Origin of the sequence: Streptomyces sp. NPDC006463 (assembly GCF_042870715.1) — a bacterium.
Lineage (GTDB): Bacteria > Actinomycetota > Actinomycetes > Streptomycetales > Streptomycetaceae > Streptomyces.
This window is the reverse complement of record NZ_JBIAHP010000021.1, coordinates 132,086-151,336: the sequence shown is the minus strand read 5'-3', so window position 1 is coordinate 151,336 and position 19,251 is coordinate 132,086. Positions and strand designations below refer to the sequence as shown.

The 19,251-nt window shown below is 71.7% G+C and carries 18 protein-coding genes; 7 read left to right on the top strand and 11 right to left on the bottom strand.

Annotation, left to right across the window (positions count from 1 at the left end):
- Nucleotides 1-138 precede the first annotated feature (138 nt).
- The 4 genes from ACFYOB_RS31365 to ACFYOB_RS31350 form a co-directional block, all read right to left on the bottom strand.
- A complete protein-coding gene (locus tag ACFYOB_RS31365; RefSeq protein ID WP_388565559.1) occupies nt 139-1,224 on the bottom strand; it encodes a branched-chain amino acid aminotransferase in 1,086 nt (361 codons plus the stop codon).
- Nucleotides 1,225-1,449: 225 nt separating this feature from the next.
- Nucleotides 1,450-2,490, bottom strand: coding sequence for a 3-isopropylmalate dehydrogenase (locus ACFYOB_RS31360; protein WP_388565557.1), 1,041 nt, complete (start codon nt 2,488-2,490; stop codon nt 1,450-1,452).
- Nucleotides 2,491-2,581: 91 nt separating this feature from the next.
- Complete coding sequence (locus ACFYOB_RS31355; RefSeq protein WP_328927824.1) at nt 2,582-2,713, bottom strand: hypothetical protein; 132 nt, start codon at nt 2,711-2,713, stop codon at nt 2,582-2,584.
- A 260-nt stretch (nt 2,714-2,973) separates the two neighbouring features.
- Nucleotides 2,974-3,858 carry a LysR family transcriptional regulator gene (locus ACFYOB_RS31350; RefSeq protein ID WP_388565554.1) on the bottom strand — a complete coding sequence of 295 codons (885 nt, stop codon included), beginning with the start codon at nt 3,856-3,858 and terminating at the stop codon, nt 2,974-2,976.
- A gap of 100 nt (nt 3,859-3,958) precedes the next feature.
- On the opposite strand from ACFYOB_RS31350, the gene ACFYOB_RS31345 reads away from it, so the two are divergent.
- Nucleotides 3,959-4,984, top strand: a complete 1,026-nt coding sequence (locus ACFYOB_RS31345) for an NADP-dependent oxidoreductase (protein WP_388565551.1) — start codon at nt 3,959-3,961, stop codon at nt 4,982-4,984.
- A gap of 119 nt (nt 4,985-5,103) precedes the next feature.
- Nucleotides 5,104-7,131 carry a phosphocholine-specific phospholipase C gene (locus ACFYOB_RS31340; RefSeq protein ID WP_388565549.1) on the top strand — a complete coding sequence of 676 codons (2,028 nt, stop codon included), beginning with the start codon at nt 5,104-5,106 and terminating at the stop codon, nt 7,129-7,131.
- A gap of 6 nt (nt 7,132-7,137) precedes the next feature.
- On the opposite strand, the gene ACFYOB_RS31335 is transcribed toward ACFYOB_RS31340, so the two are convergent.
- The gene (locus ACFYOB_RS31335) at nt 7,138-7,683 is read right to left on the bottom strand and encodes a GNAT family N-acetyltransferase (protein WP_388565546.1); all 546 of its coding nucleotides are present in this window, start codon (nt 7,681-7,683) and stop codon (nt 7,138-7,140) included.
- A gap of 77 nt (nt 7,684-7,760) precedes the next feature.
- Between ACFYOB_RS31335 and ACFYOB_RS31330 the strand changes: the two genes are divergently transcribed.
- Nucleotides 7,761-8,462, top strand: a complete 702-nt coding sequence (locus tag ACFYOB_RS31330) for a nitroreductase family protein (RefSeq protein ID WP_388565543.1) — start codon at nt 7,761-7,763, stop codon at nt 8,460-8,462.
- 5 nt (nt 8,463-8,467) lie between these two features.
- Here ACFYOB_RS31330 and ACFYOB_RS31325 read toward each other — a convergent pair whose 3' ends face one another.
- On the bottom strand, nt 8,468-8,698 hold the full coding sequence (locus tag ACFYOB_RS31325; RefSeq protein ID WP_388565541.1) for a hypothetical protein: 231 nt from the start codon (nt 8,696-8,698) through the stop codon (nt 8,468-8,470).
- Entirely contained in the window at nt 8,698-9,624 is a 927-nt protein-coding gene (locus ACFYOB_RS31320) for a hypothetical protein (protein WP_388565538.1), read from the bottom strand. The genes ACFYOB_RS31325 and ACFYOB_RS31320 overlap by 1 nt, the downstream gene beginning before the upstream one ends.
- A 228-nt stretch (nt 9,625-9,852) precedes the next feature.
- Here ACFYOB_RS31320 and ACFYOB_RS31315 point away from each other — a divergent pair, with 228 nt between their 5' ends.
- On the top strand, nt 9,853-10,776 hold the full coding sequence (locus tag ACFYOB_RS31315; RefSeq protein WP_388565536.1) for a zinc-binding alcohol dehydrogenase family protein: 924 nt from the start codon (nt 9,853-9,855) through the stop codon (nt 10,774-10,776).
- Nucleotides 10,777-10,849: 73 nt separating this feature from the next.
- Here the strand turns inward: ACFYOB_RS31315 and pruA are convergent, their stop codons facing one another.
- Both pruA and ACFYOB_RS31305 read right to left on the bottom strand, forming a co-directional pair.
- The gene (pruA, locus tag ACFYOB_RS31310) at nt 10,850-12,481 is read right to left on the bottom strand and encodes an L-glutamate gamma-semialdehyde dehydrogenase (RefSeq protein ID WP_388565533.1); all 1,632 of its coding nucleotides are present in this window, start codon (nt 12,479-12,481) and stop codon (nt 10,850-10,852) included.
- A 31-nt stretch (nt 12,482-12,512) separates the two neighbouring features.
- A complete protein-coding gene (locus tag ACFYOB_RS31305; protein ID WP_328927816.1) occupies nt 12,513-13,439 on the bottom strand; it encodes a proline dehydrogenase family protein in 927 nt (308 codons plus the stop codon).
- 159 nt (nt 13,440-13,598) lie between these two features.
- Here ACFYOB_RS31305 and ACFYOB_RS31300 point away from each other — a divergent pair, with 159 nt between their 5' ends.
- Both ACFYOB_RS31300 and ACFYOB_RS31295 read left to right on the top strand, forming a co-directional pair.
- Nucleotides 13,599-14,804 (top strand): PucR family transcriptional regulator, encoded by a 1,206-nt coding sequence (locus ACFYOB_RS31300; RefSeq protein WP_388565531.1) that lies wholly within the window; start codon nt 13,599-13,601, stop codon nt 14,802-14,804.
- Between the two features lie 116 nt (nt 14,805-14,920).
- A complete protein-coding gene (locus tag ACFYOB_RS31295; RefSeq protein ID WP_388565528.1) occupies nt 14,921-15,895 on the top strand; it encodes an NAD(P)-dependent alcohol dehydrogenase in 975 nt (324 codons plus the stop codon).
- 55 nt (nt 15,896-15,950) lie between these two features.
- On the opposite strand, the gene sigJ is transcribed toward ACFYOB_RS31295, so the two are convergent.
- Together sigJ and ACFYOB_RS31285 are read right to left on the bottom strand one after the other, a co-directional pair.
- Nucleotides 15,951-16,862: an RNA polymerase sigma factor SigJ gene (gene sigJ / locus ACFYOB_RS31290; RefSeq protein WP_388565525.1), complete on the bottom strand. Its 912-nt coding sequence runs from the start codon at nt 16,860-16,862 to the stop codon at nt 15,951-15,953.
- A 52-nt stretch (nt 16,863-16,914) separates the two neighbouring features.
- On the bottom strand, nt 16,915-17,514 hold the full coding sequence (locus ACFYOB_RS31285; protein WP_388565523.1) for a TetR/AcrR family transcriptional regulator: 600 nt from the start codon (nt 17,512-17,514) through the stop codon (nt 16,915-16,917).
- Between the two features lie 102 nt (nt 17,515-17,616).
- Between ACFYOB_RS31285 and ACFYOB_RS31280 the strand changes: the two genes are divergently transcribed.
- Entirely contained in the window at nt 17,617-19,173 is a 1,557-nt protein-coding gene (locus ACFYOB_RS31280) for an MFS transporter (RefSeq protein WP_388565520.1), read from the top strand.
- Nucleotides 19,174-19,251: the final 78 nt, after the last annotated feature.

Here is a 19,251-nt window from a genome sequence, read left to right as displayed (position 1 = left end):
CGCCCCCCCCCCCGCCCCCCCGCGGGCCCGTGACCCCCCCCCCCCCGTGTTTCCCCACCCCCCCCCCCCCCTGGGGGGCTTGGCGGGGCCGGGGGGGGGGGGGGGCCCCCCCCGGCCCCCCCCCCGGCCGTTCCCGTCCTAGCCCAGCGGGTGCATCCAGCCGTGGGGGTCGGCCGCGTGGCCGGTCTGGAGTTCCAGCAGGGCCTTGCGCAGGCGCATGGTGACCTGGCCCGGCTGGCCGTCGCCCTGGGTCCAGTCGGCGCGCTCGGACTTGACGGAGCCGACCGGGGTGATGACGGCGGCGGTGCCGCAGGCGAACACCTCGGTGAGGGTGCCGTTCTCGTTGTCGCGCTTCCAGTCCTCGGTGGTGATCCGGCCCTCCTCGGCGGTGTAGCCGAGGTCGCGGGCGATGGTGAGGAGGGAGTCGCGGGTGATGCCGGGCAGCAGCGAGCCGGTGAGCTCCGGGGTGACGATGCGGTCGCCGTACACGAAGTACAGGTTCATCCCGCCCATCTCCTCGATCCAGCGGTGCTCGACGGCGTCGAGCCAGACCACCTGGTCGCAGCCGTGCGAGGCGGCCTGGGCCTGCGCGACGAGGGAGGCGGCGTAGTTGCCGCCGGTCTTGGCGGCGCCGGTGCCGCCCTTGACGGCGCGGACGTACTCCTCGGAGAGCCAGACGGAGACCGGCTTGACGCCACCGGGGAAGTACGCGCCGGCGGGCGAGGCGATGACGATGAAGAGGAACTCGTTGGCCGGGCGGACGCCCAGGCCGACCTCGGAGGCGAACATGAACGGCCGCAGGTACAGGGAGGCCTCACCGGAGTCCGGGACCCAGGCGCGGTCCTGCGTGACGAGCGCGTCGCAGGCGGCGATGAACAGGTCCACCGGCAGCTCCGGCATCGCCATGCGGCGGGCGGAGGCCTGGAAGCGCTCGGCGTTGGCCTCGGGCCGGAAGGTGGCGACGGTGCCGTCGGGCTGCCGGTAGGCCTTGAGGCCCTCGAAGATCGTCTGCGCGTAGTGCAGCGTCATGTTCGCCGGGTCGATCGCCAGCGGCGCGTACGGGACCAGCTCGGCATCGTGCCAGCCGCGACCCTCGGTCCACTTGATCGTCACCATGTGGTCGGTGAAGTGGCGGCCGAAGCCGGGGCTGGCCAGGATCGCCTCGCGCTCCGCGTCGGACAGCGGGTTCGAGGAGGGCTTGAGCTCGATCGTGGGCGTCGTCATGAGTGCTTGTCCTTCACCGGTTGTGTATGGCGGACCGCGCTCACGGCGTACTAGGACGTCCGAGCTTCCCCGCATTCCGCGGCCTCGCGTTCGATTATCGCGCGCACGAGGGCTCCGGAGAAGCGGGGGTTGCGGCCCAGGGGAGATGGTGGCACCCGGGGCCGCACAGGGAAAGCCGCCGGGTCCCCTATCCGACCCGACGGCTTCCTGAGTTGCGCTGCCGGGTCAGCCGGCTACGCGCGCGGCGAGGGCGTCGCCGATGGCGTCGGTGGAGCGGAAGGTGCCGTCCCGCTCCGCGAGGTCGGCGGAGACCGCGTCCTCGATGCGGCCGGCCTCGGCCTGGTAACCGAGGTGGCGCAGCAGGAGGGCGACCGAGAGGATCGTCGCGGTCGGGTCGGCCTTGCCGGTGCCGGCGATGTCCGGGGCCGAGCCGTGGACGGGCTCGAACATGGACGGGAAGGCGCCGGTCGGGTTGATGTTCCCGGAGGCGGCCAGGCCGATTCCGCCGGTCACAGCGGCGGCCAGGTCGGTGAGGATGTCACCGAAGAGGTTGTCCGTGACGATGACGTCGAAGCGCTCGGGCTGGGTGACGAAGAAGATCGTCGCGGCGTCGACGTGCAGGTAGTCGGTGCTGACCTCGGGATACTCCTGGCCGACCTTGTCGAAGATGTTCTTCCACAGGTGACCCGCGTACACGAGGACGTTGTTCTTGTGGACCAGCGTCAGCTTCTTGCGGGGCCGGGCGTTGGCGCGCTCGTAGGCGTCACGGACCACGCGCTCCACGCCGTACGCGGTGTTGAGGCTGACCTCGGTGGCCACCTCGGCCGGGGTGCCGGTGCGCAGCGAGCCGCCGTTGCCGGTGTACGGGCCTTCGGTGCCCTCGCGGACCACGACGAAGTCGATCTCCGGACGGCCGGCCAGCGGGGTGGCCGTGTTGGGGAAGAGCTTCGACGGGCGCAGGTTGATGAAGTGGTCGAAGGCGAAGCGGAGCTTGAGCAGCAGCCCGCGCTCCAGGACGCCGGACGGGACCGAGGGGTCGCCGATGGCGCCCAGCAGGATCGCGTCGTGGTGCTTGAGCGCTTCGAGCTCCGCGTCCGGAAGGGTCTCACCGGTGCGGTGCCAGCGCTGGGCACCGAGGTCGTACTGCTTGGTCTCCAGCTTCACATCCTGGGGCAGGACCGCGGTAAGGACCTTGAGTCCCTGAGCCACGACTTCCTGGCCGATGCCATCACCGGGGATCACTGCGAGATTGATGCTGGTCGACATGGCGAAACCGTACTCCGTGTCCCAGCCCTCAGACATATTGCGTCCAGCATTCGGACTAATGGAGACGCAACATGTCCGGGGCGGACGATGGTCAGCGGCCGGTCGAGCCGCCGTTGTCACGGCGGTCGAGAGCCCGCTGGAGGGCTGCGGCGGCGTTCTTGCGGTCGGCGTCGGCGGTGGAGGAGTGGCGGACGCGGCGGACGGCAGCGGTGGTGGGGGTCATGTGGATCGACTCCTTGAGATCACGGCGTGGCGAAGCCACGGATGAGGGGTTCCTTCAAGGCGCCGGAAGAGGCGGGGAGCGGTGCGCGGCAGGGGTTGCCTGCCCGGGGCGCACGCTCTCGACCGCCATTCGCCTGATCGGCGAGACGTTCGGCTTCTACAAAGCTAGGGCAGGTCGCGCTGTATGTCTCCGCAATTACTCGGACTTCCTACTATCTGAGACGCCGAACCGCCCGGGAGGCGGCCCAGGTGGATCCGTTTTCAGCTGCTCTCGGAACGAAGTTCCCTGATCAGAGCCCTTACGGCGAGAGTTGAAGCGGATTCCGGTGTGGTGACGTATCCCACGCGCCTCACCGGCCCCCGGGGACCCAATCCGGTGATGTCGACGGCCTCGGTCGCCTCGCGGAGGGACAGCTCGGGCATGATCGCCATGCCGAGCCCGCGGCCGACCATGGTCAGCACCATCGCGTCGTCCTCCGCCTTCACGGTCGCCCGCGGGATCCAGTCCTGCGCCAGCCACCAGCTGCGCGTGTAGGAACCGCAGTTCTCGTCCCAGTCCATCAGGGGCAGCGCCTTCGGGTCGGGATGTCCGGCCGGATGCACCAGGGAGTACGCCTCCTCCATGAGTACTCCGCTCAGCAGGCCGGGAGGCATTGACTGCGCCACGCCCAGGGTGGCGATGCCCAGGTCGGCGCGGCCGGCCGCCACCTCCCCGGCCGTGCCGGGGCCGATCTCGCGGACCACCCGGACCTCGGGGCGGATGCCGGGGTGCCGGGCGGTGAGCCGGTCCAGGGCGGGCGGCAGCAGGTGCAGGACCGCGCTGCGGAACGCGGCGATCCGGAGCGCGCCCTCGACCGTGTCCCGGTGCGGCGCCCCCCGGCCAGCGCCGCGTGCCTCCGCGCCCATGACCTCGTACAGCCGCAGGATCCTGCGCGCGTGGCCGACGGCCCGCTCCCCCGCCGGGGTGGGCGCGGCCCCGGTCCGCCCGCGCTCGAAGAGGACCGCGCCGATCTTGGCCTCGCTGCCGCGCACGGAGTGCGAGACGGCGGACTGGGTGAGGCCGAGCGAGGCGGCCGCGGCGGAGAAGCCGCCGGACTCGGCGACGGCGACCAGGATCCGCAGTTCCTGCGGGAGGAGTTCGGACACCGGGCCCCCACCTCGTTCTATGAGCGTCATTCATGGCTGTGCGGCTTCCATGAGCGCAACCCCCTGCCCGGCCCGGAGATTCCTTCCTAGCGTCTGGGCCATGACCACGAACACCGCTCGCGCCGTGCACCAGATCGCCCGCCCCGCCGGCTTCCCCGCCGCCACCGACTTCGCCTACACCGAGTCCCCGGTCCCGGAGCCGGGGCCCGGCACCGCCCTGGTGGAGAACCTGCTGCTCTCGGTGGACCCGTACCACCGCGGGCTGATGGACGGCGGCGAGGGGGGCTTCGAGCTCGGCACCCCGCTGGAAGGCCGCTCGGTGGGCCGCGTGGTCGCCTCGCGCGACCCGGGACTGGCGGAGGGTGACCTCGTCTTCCACCGCGAGGGCTGGCGCACGCACTCCCTCGTCACCCTCGGGGTGGCCGGAACGCGCAAGCTGCGCGGCCACCAGGGCGTCCCGCTGGAGGCCTACCTCTCCATCCTCGGCGGCACCGGCCTCACCGCGTACGCCGCCCTGACCCGGACCGCGGCGCTGCGGGCGGGCGAGGACGTGTTCGTCTCCGCCGCCGCGGGCGGGGTGGGCGTGGCGACCGGCCACATCGCCCGGCTGCTCGGCGCCCGCCGGATCATCGGCAGCGCGGGATCGGCGGCCAAGGTCCGTCACCTGACGCAGAACCTCGGCTTCGACGCGGCCTTCGACTACCACGACGGCCCGGTCGGCGAGCAACTCGCCGAGGCGGCCGCGGCGGTGTCCGCAGGAGGCGTCGACGTCTACGTGGACAACGTGGGCGGCGACCACCTGGAAGGCGCGATCGACGTGCTGCGCGAGTACGGGCGGATCGCCTGGGTGGGGGCCATCTCGATGTACAACGGCGACCGGTCCCCCGCCGCTCCCCGCAATCTCTTCGAGGTCGTGCACAAGTCGCTGCGCCTGGAAGGGGTATTGGTTCGCAATCACACCAATCTTCAGGACGAGTTGGAGGATTTCGTCGTCCCTCATCTGCGCAGCGGTCGGATCGGTACGGATACCACCGTTGTGCAGGGATTCGACCACACTGTGGACGCCTTCCTGGGCATGCTCCGGGGCGACAATCTGGGCAAGATGCTCGTCCGGATCGACAGCTGATTCCAGCCACCTGGATGTTCACCGACTTCTTACCGCACGGATGTAGACCTTTGGCGCCCCTCCCGTCACCCTTGCCGTCAATGTGCCAGCGGGGCACTTGAGTTGGAGGCGAGGGGCCAGTGACACCGATCAGCCGCAGAGGGTTCGTGGGAATCGGAGCCGGGCTCGTGGCCGGGGCGGCCCTGCCCGCGGTCACGCCGACGACGGCGGCCGCGGCCGCCGCGACGGGCACGATCACCGATGTGAAGCACGTGGTGATCCTCATGCAGGAGAACCGCAGTTTCGACCACTACTTCGGAAGGCTGAAGGGTGTCCGCGGGTTCGGCGACCGCGCCGCCGGCAACATCCCCGGCGGCTGGGGCATGTTCAACCAGCCCAACTGGGGCGGCCGCCAGTACCCGTGGAAGCTCTCCGCGACCCCGCCGGCGGGCGGGGTCGACGGCGAGACCCTGGCCCAGTGCAACGGCGACCTCCCGCACAGCTGGACCTCGCAGCACGCGGCCTGGAACAAGGGCCGGATGGACAACTGGGTCCTCGGCGTCGGCAACACCCGCACCCTCGGCTACCTGGACCGCGGGGACATACCCTTCCACTACGGGCTCGCCGACAACTACACGATCTGCGACGCGTACTTCTGCTCCACGCTCAGCGCCACCGGCCCGAACCGCACCTTCCTGTGGAGCGGCAAGGTCGACGCGTCCAGCAAGGACGGCGGCGACGAGTCCGGGCTGACCTGGGAGACGTACGCGGAGGCCCTCCAGCGCGCCGGCATGAGCTGGAAGGTCTACCAGAACGCCCAGGACAACTACGGCGACAACGGTCTGGCCTACTTCAAGAAGTTCACCGACGCCGCCCCCGGCAACCCGCTGTGGGACCGGGGCATGGGCTCGGTCCCGAAGGTCACCGGCTCCACCCCGGACGACATCGCGGCCGCCATCCGCGCGGACGTCGTCGCGGGCACCCTCCCGCAGGTCTCCTGGGTCGTGGCGAGCGAGGCCTTCTCGGAGCACCCGTACGCCCCGCCGGGCGACGGCGCGCACTTCGTGGACCTCGTCTACCGGGCGCTCGCCGCCGACCCCGAGGTCTTCGACTCCACCGTCCTCTTCCTCAACTACGACGAGAACGACGGCTTCTTCGACCACGTGCCGCCGCCGGTCGCCCCGCCCGGCACGCCGGGCGAGTACATCGACGGCACCCCGATCGGCCTCGGCTTCCGGGTGCCGATGATCGTCATGTCCCCGTGGACGCGCGGCGGCTGGGTGAGCTCCGAGGTCTTCGACCACACCTCGGTGCTGCGGTTCATGGAGAAGTGGACGGCCGCCCTCGGCACGCCCGCCACCTGTCCGAACATCAGCGCGTGGCGCCGCAAGGTGACCGGCGACCTGACCGGCGTCTTCGACTTCGCGCACCCGGTGTACGGGGTTCCCTCGGGCCTCCCGTCCACGGCCAAGGTGATCGGCCAGTCAACCTGCGGCCCGCTGCCCAACCCGGCACCGCAGGACAACGCCCTCCCGGCGCAGGAGCCCGGCACCCGCCCGGCGCGCGCCCTGCCGTACCAGGTCAACGGCAACCTGGACCGCTTCGAGTTCGGCGCGGCCGGCAAGATCCTGGCCTGGTTCTCGATGACGAACCAGGGCGCGGAGGCGAAGCAGGCGGCGCACTTCTCGATCCACCCGCACCAGCACCGGGACACGGCGGCCTGGCAGTACACGGTCGACGCGGGCGGCACCGGCAGCGACTACTTCAACATCGGCCTCGGCTACGGCTCGGGCAAGTACGACATCTCGATGCACGGGCCGAACCGCTTCCTGCGCCGCTTCATCGGCGACGCGTCGAAGGCGGGGAAGGCGATCGAGGTGGCGGCCCGCTTCGCGGTGGAGCCGGGCACGGGCAAGACCGCGATCTACTTCAAGATGACGAACACGTCGGCCGCGCCCGTCACCTTCACGATCCGCTCGAACGCCTACCGCGCGGACGGCCCGTGGACCTACACCGTCCCGGCGAACTCCTCGCGCGAGGACTACTTCAACGCCGTGGCCTACAGCAACGGCTGGTACGACTTCACGATCCTGGCCGACTCCGACGGCACCTGGTCGCGCCGCTACACCGGCCACATCGAGTCGGGCGCGGCCAGCATCTCCGGCTGACGGGAGCTACAGCACGTCCCCGTTGCGCCAGTCGAAGTCCAGTCGCCCGGCGGGGTCCGGAAGGGCCCCGCCGGGCGGCACCCACAGGTAGGTGCCGCCCTCCTCCTCGGGGAGCCGCTCGGGCCCCTGCGTCCCGAGTACTCCGACGTGCCCGCCCCACACCTGCCAGCCGCGGCCGCGGTACAGCCCGGCCCCGTCCTGCGACGCCGACAGCGCGCCGAGCACGTAGGCCCGCCCGATGACCGCCTCCAGCCCGGCCATGACGGCGCTCCCGAGTCCGCGCCGGCGCCGGTCCGCCCGTACGGCCACGGCCTCCACGTATCCGGTCCGCAGGGCCCGTCCCGCGTGCACCACCCGGCGCTGCACCACGCTCCCGTGCGCGACGAGCTCCCCGCCCTCGTGCACCAGGGCGTGCATCCCCCCGAGCCCGTGCTCGAAGTCCTCGTCGGAGAAGTCCCCCTCGAACGCGCCGTCGAGCAGGGCCCGGATCTCCTCCAGCACCCCGGGGCCCAGCTGCGAGGTGTGCGCGAGGCGTGTCCGTGTATCGGTCATGGAACCAGTGTCCCCCCGCCACCAATCGGCCTGTACGTTCCTGGCCGTCCCCGGGAGCGTCCCGGCACACTCGCCTCATGTCGCCCGATACCCAGCAGTGGACGCCCACCCACGGCCTGCCGTACCGCCCCGCCGCCTACCGGCCCGCGCGGATGCCGAGCCTGGAATCCCTGGCTCGCGCCGCCGAGTTGCGTGCCCGGATGGACGAACGGCGGAGCGTGCGCCACTTCTCCCCCGACCCCGTGCCCGAGCAGGTGGTCCGGGACGCCATCGCGTGCGCCGCGACCGCACCCTCCGGGGCGCACCAGCAGCCCTGGACGTTCGTCCTCGTCAAGGACCCGGCGGTGCGGCGGCAGATCCGCGCCGCCGCCGAGCAGGAGGAGGCGCTTTCCTACGACGGCCGCCTCGGCGACGAGTGGCTCGCGGCCCTGCGCCCCCTCGGCACGGACGCCGTCAAGACCCACCTCACGGACGCCCCGGCCCTGATCGTGGTCTTCCAGCAGCGCTACTGGCTCGGCCCGGACGGCACGAAGCGCAAGCACTACTACGTCGACGAGTCGGTCGGCATCGCGGTCGGCATGCTCCTGTCCGCGCTCCACCTGTCCGGTCTGGCGGCCCTGGTCCACACGCCGAGCCCGATGCGCTTCCTCTCCCACGTCCTGGACCGCCCGGAGAACGAGAAGGCCTTCGCGGTCGTCCCGGTCGGCTACCCGGCGGACGACTGCGAGGTCCCGGACCTGGTCCGCAAGTCCCTGGACCAGGTCATCGTCGAGGTCTGACCAGGTCATCGTCGAGGTCCGACCACGTCATCGGCGGTGGGCTCCGGGGACGGCTCCAAAGCCGCTGCGACGTCCGGCCCGCCACCGAGCGCCGAAGCCAGCCGCATCCCGATCCGGACCCGGTCCTGCGGCGTGCAGGTCTCCATGGCCGCCCGCACCTGCCGCAGGATCAGCCAGTCCCTCACCACCTTGGCGACGCCGAGCACGGCCGCCGTCACGATCGCCGCGGTCAGCATCAGCGGTACCTCGCCCGGTTCTGCTCGGTTACCCACTCGGCGGTGAAGGTGGACTCCCCGGTGTCGCAAGAGCCCAGCGCGCGCACGACCACGTACGCGTCTTCGAGCGCGATGGTCCCCCGTGCACGCGGCTTCCCCCGGGCCGGGCGGTAGGCGACGCCTTCCGGCGGGGGCGCCGCGAGTCCGCTCCTGCGCAGGCTGCGTTCCACGTCGTCCTGGTCCCTGCCGCAGCACCATTCGATGACCAGGTCGGTGTAGGCGTGGCTGTAGGTGTTGGCCCAGCCGTGCGCGGCCCCGGCCGCGTTGACCAGGAGCGGGCGCCTGAGCAGCCGGCTGAGCACGACGTCGCGCAGCACCGGCTGCGGGCCGCCGCGCTTGTCGTACCAGGCGGGCAGGTCCTCTTCCTCCCGTCGGTCGAGGGCGGTGGGGCTGCCGCGCCACAGCTCGGCCAGCACCTCGGTGTCCTCCGGAAGGCGCGGGCCCCACTGGGGGTCCGGGTGGGTGAGCCGGATCGCGGCGTCGCCCCCGACGTCCCGGAGCGTCCACGCCCCGTCGTGGCCGGCCAGCCTCAGACCGGGCACCCCACGCAGGCCGCCGTACCCCGAGTCGAACGCGGGCAGCAGTTCCGCGATGACGCGGTGAGCCATCTGCGGGTGGAGCGCGAGCGTCAGTCCGTCCTTCGTCGGTACCGCGCCCGTCACGCCGAGGACAGCACCGTCGACCTGTTCGTCGCGCAGTGCGTTGGCGAGCATGTGGGCCACCCGCGCCTCGAAGGCGCGCTGCGCCGGCGAGTGGCCGTCCGGGACCGGCTGGTGGCGTGTGATGAGGCCGGCGGCTGCCCACTGGGCGCACCTGGTGTAGGGGATCCCCGTCGCCCTGGCGCAGAGTGTCGCGGTCCGATGCCGATTGCTGCCGTGCGTGGACATACGTCTCCTCGAAGCCCCGTCCCGGAACGGCGCGTGGAGGTCTCGTACATCCCGACAAGCTGCACAGTCACGTACGGGAACTCGTGAGAGCCCTTTACCCCCCTCGGGTTACCGGGCCCGAGTCTGTGGAGCATGTCACCGTACCAACGCCGTTGACCCTAACAGCGGTTGCACGTCCGCGCTCGGCTACGGTGAGATTTCGGCAAGATCGAAAACGGGGAGGTCGTGATGCTGCGCATCCGCTACGAGGTCCCGGGCGGGCCCGAGGTGCTGTTCGCCGAGGACGTGCCCGTCCCCGCTCCCGGCCCCGGTGAGCTGCTCCTGCGCAGCGAGGCCGTCGGGGTCACGCTGCCCGTCGTGCGCAAGGTACGGGAGGCCGCCGAACCGATCGCGCTGGGCGGGGAGATCGCCGGGACGGTGGCCGCGCTCGGCGAGGGAGTGACGGACTTCGCCGTCGGGGAGCGCGTCACCGGGCTGTGCTTCGGCCACGGCTACGCCGAGTACGCCGTCCTGCACACCGCCATGGCCTCCCGCGTGCCCGGCGGAGCCACCTCGGTGGAGGCCGTCGCGCTGGTGCGCAGCGGGCTCGTCGCCCGCGGCGCCGTCGGGGCCGGGCAGATCCGGCCGGGCGAGTCGGTGCTGGTCACGGCCGCTGCGAGCGGGGTCGGCAGCCTGGCCGTGCAGCTCGCCCGGGCCGCGGGGGCGGGCCGCGTGGTCGCCGCCGTCTCCAGCCGGGACAAGGCCGATTTCGTGCGTGGGCTCGGCGCCGACGAGGTCGTGCTGTACGGGGAGGGCGCCTGGGGCGACCCGTACGACGTGGTCCTCGACGGCGTCGGCGGCGAGCTGCTCGGCCCCGCCGTGCGCGCTCTGGCCACGGGAGGCCGGCTGGTGGCGTACGGCTCCGGCGGCGGGACCGTGGAGGCCTACGAGCTGCTGGTGCGCGGCGCGTCGGTGATCGGCTTCCAGATCCGGGCCGTGGCGCAGGGCCGCCCCGAGGAGTACGAGGGCTGGCGGCGCGGGCTGTGGGAGGCGTACGCCAGCGGCGCGCTGCGGCCGGCGGTGCACGAGGAGATCCCGCTCGCCGAGGCCGCCCGCGCGCACCGCATCACCGAGGAGCGGCGCAACCTCGGCAAGGTGGTGCTGATCCCCTAGCGCAGCAACTGGAACCGCCCCCGCTCCGGACTTGGGGGTACCGGAACGGGGGCGGGGCTCAGTGGGGCGGGGATCAGCCCATGTGGGGGTAGCCGTACTCGGTCGGCGCGACCAGGGTCTCCTTGATGGAGCGGGTCGAGGTCCAGCGCTGCAGGTTGGTCGCGGCGCCGGCCTTGTCGTTCGTACCCGAGGCGCGGCCGCCGCCGAAGGGCTGCTGGCCGACCACGGCGCCGGTGGACTTGTCGTTGATGTAGAAGTTGCCCGCCGCGAAGCGGAGCTTCTCCATCGCGTCCGCGGCCGCGTACCGGTCCGCCGCGATGATCGAGCCGGTCAGGGCGTACGCCGAGACGGACTCCATCTGCGCGAGCATCGCGTCGAACTCGGCGTCCTCGTAGACGTGCACGGCGAGGATCGGGCCGAAGTACTCGGTCGTGAAGACCTCGTTCTCCGGGTCGGTGCACGCGATGACGGTCGGGCGGACGAAGTAGCCCTCCGAGTCGTCGTACGTGCCGCCCGCGACGATCTCGCAGGTCGGGTCGGCGATGGCGCGGTCGATCGCGGCCTTGTTCTTCGCGAAGGACCGCTCGTCGATGACGGCGCCGATGAAGTTGGTCAGGTCGCGGACGTCACCCATGGAGATGCCGTCGACCTCGGCCGCGAAGGCCTCCTTGAAGCCGTCGTTCCAGATCGAGGCCGGGACGTAGGCGCGCGAGGACGCCGAGCACTTCTGGCCCTGGAACTCGAAGGAGCCGCGGGTCAGCGCGGTCTTCAGGACGGCGCGGTCCGCGGACGGGTGCGCGACGACGAAGTCCTTGCCGCCGGTCTCGCCGACCAGGCGCGGGTAGGACTTGTACTTCTCGATGTTGTTGCCGACCGTCTTCCACAGGTACTGGAAGGTCTTGGTCGAGCCGGTGAAGTGGATGCCGGCCAGCTCGGGGTGGTTCAGGGCCACCTCCGACACCGCGATGCCGTCGCCCGTCACCAGGTTGATGACGCCCTTGGGCAGGCCGGCCTCCTCCAGGAGCTCCATCAGGAGGACCGCGGAGTGGGTCTGCGTCGGGGACGGCTTCCACAGGACCACGTTGCCCATGAGGGCGGGGGCGGTCGGCAGGTTGCCGGCGATGGCCGTGAAGTTGAACGGCGTGATCGCGTAGACGAAGCCTTCGAGCGGGCGGTGGTCGCTGCGGTTCCACACGCCGGCGGAGTTCGCGACCGGCTGCTCGGCCAGGATCTGGCGGGCGAAGTGGACGTTGAAGCGCCAGAAGTCGACGAGCTCGCACGGGGTGTCGATCTCGGCCTGCTGCGCGGTCTTCGACTGGCCCAGCATGGTGGAGGCGGCCAGCTTCTCGCGCCACGGGCCGGACAGCAGCTCGGCGGCGCGCAGGATGATCGCGGCGCGGTCGTCGAAGGACATCGCGCGCCAGGCCGGGGCGGCGGCGAGGGCGGCGTCGATGGCCTCCTGCGCGTCCGCCTGGGTGGCGTTGGCGTAGGTGCCGAGCACCGACTTGTGGTCGTGCGGCTGGACCACGTCGAAACGCTCGCCGCCGCCCATCCGCTTGACGCCGTTGATCGTCATCGGGAGGTCGATCGGGTTCTCGGACAGCTGCTTGAGCTGCACTTCGAGCCGCGCGCGCTCCGGGGTGCCGGGGGCGTACGAGTGGACCGGCTCGTTGACCGGAGCGGGGACCTGGGTCACAGCATCCATGGGGCTGGTAACTCCTTGACCTAGTTCTTGGCTAGTTCTTGGTGATCATCGAGCGGAGGAAGAACAGCAGGTTGGCCGGCTTCTCCGCGAGGCGGCGCATGAAGTAGCCGTACCAGTCGGTCCCGTACGCGGTGTAGACCCGCATCCGGTGGCCCTCGGCGGCCAGCCGCAGGTGCTCTTCGCTGCGGATGCCGTACAGCATCTGGAACTCGTACTCGTCCAGTTTGCGCCCGGCCTGGCGGGCCAGCTCCTGGCCGATGGCGATGAGCCGCGGGTCGTGGGACCCGATCATCGGGTAGCCCTCGCCCTCCATCAGGATCTTCATGATCCGGACGTACGCCTTGTCGATCTCGCCCTTGTCCTGGTACGCGACCTCGGCGGGCTCCTTGTAGGCGCCCTTCACGATCCGGACGCGGCTGCCGGCGGCGGCCAGGCGGCGGGCGTCGGCCTCGGTACGGAAGAGGTAGGCCTGGATCACGCAGCCGGTCTGCGGGAAGTCCCGGCGCAGCTCCTCGTGGATGGCGAACATCGAGTCGAGGGTGGTGTGGTCCTCGGCGTCGAGCGTCACGGTGGTGCCGATGGCGGCGGCGGCCTCGACGACCGGGCGGACGTTGGCGAGGGCGAGCTCGTGGCCGCCCTCCAGCGCCTGGCCGAACATCGACAGCTTGACCGACATCTCGGCGGTCTCGCCGAGGCCCAGCTCCGCGAGGCGCTCGATCAGCTGGAGGTAGGCGTCACGGGCGGCGTGCGACTGCGCGACCTCGGTGATGTCCTCGCCCACGACGTCGAGGGTGACCTCCAGGCCCTTGCGCGTGAGGTCCTCGACGATCGGGATGACCTGGTCGACCGTCTCGCCGGGGATGAACCGGTTCACCACTGGCTTGGTCACCGGGGCGGCAGAGACGATACGGCGCATCTTGTCGCTGCGCGAAGCGGCGAGGATCACGGGACCCAGCACGGGGCACCTCCAGCGGGTGGCAGAAGAAAAGCTCAAGTAAAACCACCGTGAAACCTAAGGATCGGTTTGATCCTCTGCCATCGACAGCTGTCACGCATCCGTGGCTCCGATCTCATACATGTGTCTGAAGAGCCTCGGCGGGGGTGGGAGAATGCTGGGGTGAAGGGCGATTACCAGGACCTGGTGGACGAGATCTCCGCGCTGCTCGGCGCCCCGGCGACCCTGGAGAACCGGGACTTCCGGCTCATCGCCTTCGGCGCCCACGACAGCGACGACGACCAGGCGATGGACCCGGTACGGACCCGCTCGATCCTGACCCGCCAGTCGACCGCGGCCGTCCGCTCCTGGTTCGAGGGCTTCGGCATCGCCCGCGCCACCGGTCCGGTCCACATCCCGGCGGCGCCCGAGGCCGGCGTGTTCCGGGGGCGGATCTGCCTGCCGGTGCGCTTCCGGGGCATCGTGCAGGGCTACGTGTGGCTCCTCGACCAGGAGCCGGGCCCGGGGCCGGCGGAGCTGGCCGCGGCCATGGAGGTGGCCCAGCGGATCGGCGTCCTGCTCGCCGAGGAGGCGAAGGCGGGGGCGGACCTGTCGCGGGAGTTCCAGGCGGTGCTCACGGCCGGGCGGGGCTGGCAGCAGGACATGGCGGTGGCCGCGCTGCGGATCGCCCTCGGCCCGGGCGGGGACGGGCTGCACGCCGCGGTGTGCGTGGCGCCGTGGTCCGGGGAGGCTCCGCCGTCGGTGCCGGGCGCGGCGGCGCTGTGCGTCGTACCGCGGCGCGGCGGCGGTGGCACGGACACGGGCACGGCCGGCAGCGGGGGCGCAGGCGGCCTGGCGCTGGCGGTCCTGCTCCGGCTGCGCTCGACGGACGCGCTGGCTCCGGCCCTGACGGCGGTGGCCCGGCTGCTGCCGCGCACGACGGGCACCGCGCCGGACGGCGCGGCGGCCGCCAGGACCGTGACCGCCGGCGTCGCCGATCCCGTCCGCACCCTCGCGGCGCTGCCCGACGCCTGGGAGCAGGCCGTCGCCGCGGCCCGGGCGGCCGCCGCGCAGCCCCGGTTCGGCCCCGTCGCCCAGTGGTCGGCGATCGGCCCGTACCGGCTGCTGGCCGCCGTGGCCGCCGACCCGGTGGACGACCCGGCGACGCGCGCCCTGCTGAACCCGGCGCACCGCGAACTCGCCCGAACCGCCGAGGTGTTCCTCGACTGCGCAGGCCAGGCGGGCCGCGCGGCGGCGGCCCTGGGCATCCACCGCCAGACCCTGTACTACCGCCTCGCCCGGGTGGAGCAGCTCACCGGCCTCGACCTCGACGAGGGCGAGGACCGGCTGTTGCTCCACATGGCCCTGAAGGCCGCCCGGCTGGCCTGAGCCCGCGGCCTTCGGATCCGGGACTCACCTAGGGGTCGTCCCCGATGTCCGCACCGCCGCGAGTCGCCTACCGTCGCGAACAGCGTTGGCCTCCCGGTCAGCCGAACGGAGGTCTGATGAAGGCGATCGTCCAGGACCGGTACGGATCCCCCGACGTGCTGGAACTCAGAGAGGTCGACAAGCCGGTCGCCGCCGGCCACGAGGTACTGGTGCGGGTCCACGCGGCCGCGGTCAACGCGCGCGACTGGCACCTCATGCGGGGCGATCCGTACCTGGCCAGGCTGGTGTTGGGGCTGCGCGCGCCGAAGGAGCGGATCCGGGGCAGCGACTTCGCGGGCCGGGTGGAGGCGGTGGGCAAGGACGTCACGCGGCTGCGCCCCGGTGACGAGGTGTTCGGCGAGGCCGACGGGGCGTTCGCCGAGTACGTGTGCGCCTCCCAGGACGTGGTGGAGCCGAAGCCGGCCAACCTGACGTTCGAACAGGCGGCCGCGGTGCCGCTGGCGGGCAACACCGCCCTCATGGGCCTGCGCGATCTGGCGCGGGTGCGGCCGGGACACAAGGTCCTGGTCAACGGTGCGTCAGGTGGGGTGGGGACCTTCGCCGTACAGATCGCCAAGGCGTTCGGCGCGGAGGTGACCGGGGTGTGCAGTACGAAGAACGTGGACCTGGTCCGGTCGCTCGGTGCGGACCACGTCGTCGACTACACCCACGAGGACTTCACCCGGAACGGATCCCGCTACGACGTGGTGTTCGACCTGGTGGGCAACCGCTCGCTGGCCGAGTGCCGGCGAGCGCTGACCCCGTCGGGGACGCTCGTCCTGTCCGGTGGCGGCGTGTCCGAAGGCGGCAGCCTGGTCGGGCCGATGGGCCTCATCATCAAGGGGCAGGCACTGTCCCGTTTCGTCGGCCAGCGGCTGCTCGTCCTCACGGCGACGCAGAGCAGCCGGAACCTGGCGGCGCTGAGGGAACTCGTCGAGCGCGGCGACCTCGCCCCGGTCGTCGACCGGACCTACCCGCTCCGCGAGGCCGCCGAGGCCATCCGGTACCTGGAGGTGGAGCACGCCCGCGCGAAGGTTGTCGTCACCGTCTGACGGACCGCCGGACCGCCGGACCGCCGGCGTCTGCGCTGCGCCGGTGGTCCGCCCGTCACGCCAGCTGCCCCGCGGCGAAGGCGAGCTTGCCGGGGGTGAGGACCGTACGGACCCCGACGACGAGCCCCTCCCGGACCTCGGGGACGACGACCCCGGCCAGCGCCCCGTCCGCGAGGATGAGGGCCGCCGGGTCGCCGTTCGCCTCGCCGAACTCGAAGGTGAGGAGCGCCGCCTCGGGCCGGGCGCCCATGCCCAGCAGATAGCGGAGCACCTTCGCACGTCCCGTGACGGGCCGGCGTGCCGCGGACACCTGGCCGCCTCCGTCGGACCAGGCGACCACATCGTCGGCGAGCAGCTGTTCAAGGCCGGCCACATCGCCTCCGAGGGCGGCGGCGAAGAACCGCTCGACGATCTTCGCGCGCTGTCCGGCGTCGACGTCGAAGCGCCTTCCCGGCTGGCCGAGCCGTTCACGGGCCCGGCGGTGCAGCTGCCGCGAGTGGGCCTCCTCGATGCCCACGGCCTCGGCGACCTCCCGGTGGCTGTGGCCGAACGCCTCGCGCAGCACGAACACCGCGCGTTCGGCCGGAGTGAGCCGCTCCATGAGGCTGAGCAGTGCGAGCGAGACCGACTCGCGTTGTACGGCGCTCTCCAGCGGGCCCAGCGGTTCGGCGGCGCCGGCGTGGGTGAGCACCGGCTCGGGCAGCCAGGGCCCGACGTACGTCTCCCGCCGGGCACGGGCCGAGGCGAGCCGGTTGAGGCAGAGGTTCGTCATGACCTTGGTCAGCCATGCGGCCGGGACGAGGACGGAGCCGGGCTCGGCGCCGTTCCAGCGCAGGTACGTGTCCTGCACGACGTCCTCGGCCTCGCTCGCCGAACCGAGCAGCCGGTAAGCGAGCGAGAAGAGCCGGGACCGGTGCGCCTCGAACTCCGCGGCGGATTCCGTGCCTTGCGTGGATTCCGTGGTCATGTCCGTAGCATGCCACGCGTGTCAGGGGGCTCCGCTCACTCGGGACCCCCCGTCACTCCCGGTCCTCGGCCGGTTCCGCCGGGGAACGCGTCAGCGCCTCGGACGCCGCCCGCATGCCCTCGGTGAGCTCCTCCGCGCTCGCCGCCGTCTTCGGGTCGAACAGCCACTGGATCATCAGGCCGTTCAGCAGCGCCTGGTAGAAGGCGCCCAGCGTCCGCTCCTCCCGTTCGGTGATCTCCTCCTCGGGGGTGCCGGTCAGCATCGCGATCAGGCCGCGGCGTCCCTCGGCCTGCGAGGCCGCGAGCATCGCCCGCAGGTCCGGCATCCGGTCGCGGCTCAGCGCGACCTCCAGGCTGGCCGCCCAGACCGGACCGGCCTCCTCCCGCTGGCCGAGGAACCCCTGCCAGACCGCGTGGAACCGTTCCAGCGAGCCGCCCTCACCTTGTACGCCGTCCTGGAAGCCCGCGCCCAGCTCCTGCATCAAGGAGATGAACGCCTCGGTGAGCAAGGCGTCCTTCGAGCCGTAGTGGTAGCCGATGGAGGCCAGGTTCGCCCCCGAAGCCTTCACGATGTCGCGCGCCGTCGTGCGCACGAAACCCTTCTCGACCAGGCATTTCTTGGCGCCTTCAAGTAGATCCTCACGATGTCCCATGGCGTCACCGTAGCAAGACAGGCGTCATAGACGGAAGTTCCAGACGAGCGTTCTATACATCCGTCATAGACAAACGTTTATGACGTCTGTACATTGCTTCTCATGACGAACCCCGCCGCCACACCGCGCCTCGCCGGCCGCCGCGAATGGACCGCCTTCACCGTCCTCGTGCTGCCGCTGCTCCTGGTCTCGATGGACGTTTCCGTCCTCTACTTCGCCATCCCCGCCATCACCGAGCAGCTCGACCCGAGCGCCACCCAGCAGCTCTGGATCTTCGACAGCTACGCCTTCGCCCTCTCCGGCCTGCTGATCACGATGGGCTCGCTCGGTGACCGGATCGGCCGCCGCAAGCTGCTGCTGATCGGCGCGACCGCCTTCGGCCTCGCCTCGGTCGGCGCCGGGTACGCCACGAGTGCCGAGATGCTCATCGCCTGCCGCGTCCTGCTCGGCGTCGGCGGCGCGACCCTGATGCCCTCCACGTTGGCCCTCGTGCGGAACCTCTTCCAGGACGACAAGCAGCGCGGCAAGGCCATCGCCATCTGGTCCGGGGCCATGACCGGCGGCATCGCGCTCGGCTCGGTGCTGAGCGGCGTGATGCTGAACCACTTCTACTGGGGCTCCGTCTTCCTCATCAACGTGCCCGCGATGCTGCTCCTGCTGGTCCTGGTCCCGGTGCTGGTCCCGGAGTTCAAGGACCCGGCCCCCGGCCGCTTCGACCTGCCCAGCGTCCCGCTGTCCATGGCCGCCGTGCTCCCGGTCGTCTACGGGCTCAAGGAGATCGCCGCCGAGGGCGTCACACCGCTCTACCTCGGCTGCCTGCTGGCCGGACTGGCCTTCGGCTACGTCTTCGTCCGCCGTCAGCGCACCCGTGACGACGCCATGGTCAGCCGGACGCTGTTCCAGGGCCGCGGTTTCGGTGCGGGCGTCGGCCTCAACACGATCGCCGCGTTCGCCATGATGGGCTCGGCCTACTTCACCACCCAGTACCTGCAGTCCGTGCTCGGCATGGGCACCCTGGAGGCCGCCCTGTGGAGCCTGGCCCCCTCGGTCGTCATCGGCGCCGCGGCCCCCGTCTCCGCCGCCCTGGCCCAGAAGATGGAGCGGGCCTACGTCATCGCCGGCGGATTCGTCCTTGCCGCCGCCGGATTCGCCCTGGTCAGCATGGTCGACACCGACTCCCTGTGGCTGCTCCTGACCGGCGCCGGCGTACTGGCCTCGGGCATCGTCACCGTCATGTCGCTGGTCTCGGACATGGCGCTCGCCGCGGCTCCCGCCGAGAAGGCCGGTTCGGCCGCCTCCCTGCTGGAGACGGGCCAGGAGTTCGGCGGCGCGCTCGGCATGGCGGTCCTCGGCAGCCTGGGCACCGCGGTCTACCGCGGTGACCTGGCGGACTCCGAGCCCGCGGTACGGGAGACCCTGGGCGGGGCCGTGGCCACCGCCCACCACCTCGGCGGGGCGGCCGGCGAGCAGGTCCTCGCCCTGGCCCGCGAGGCCTTCGTCCACGGAATGCAGTACGCGGCCTGGGGCGGTACGGCTCTGCTGCTCGCGGCGGCGGTGCTCGCCGCGGCCCTGATGCGGGGTGTCGAAGCCCCTGCCCCGCCCGCGGCGGAGCAGGCCCCGGCTCCCCGGGACGACGTGCAGGAGCCGTCGTACAACTGATCCCGGCCGGTGCGCGGTGGGCTGTGGAACGTGAAAGGGCCCGGGGGTCTCCCCCCGGGCCCTTCCGCTGTGTCCTGC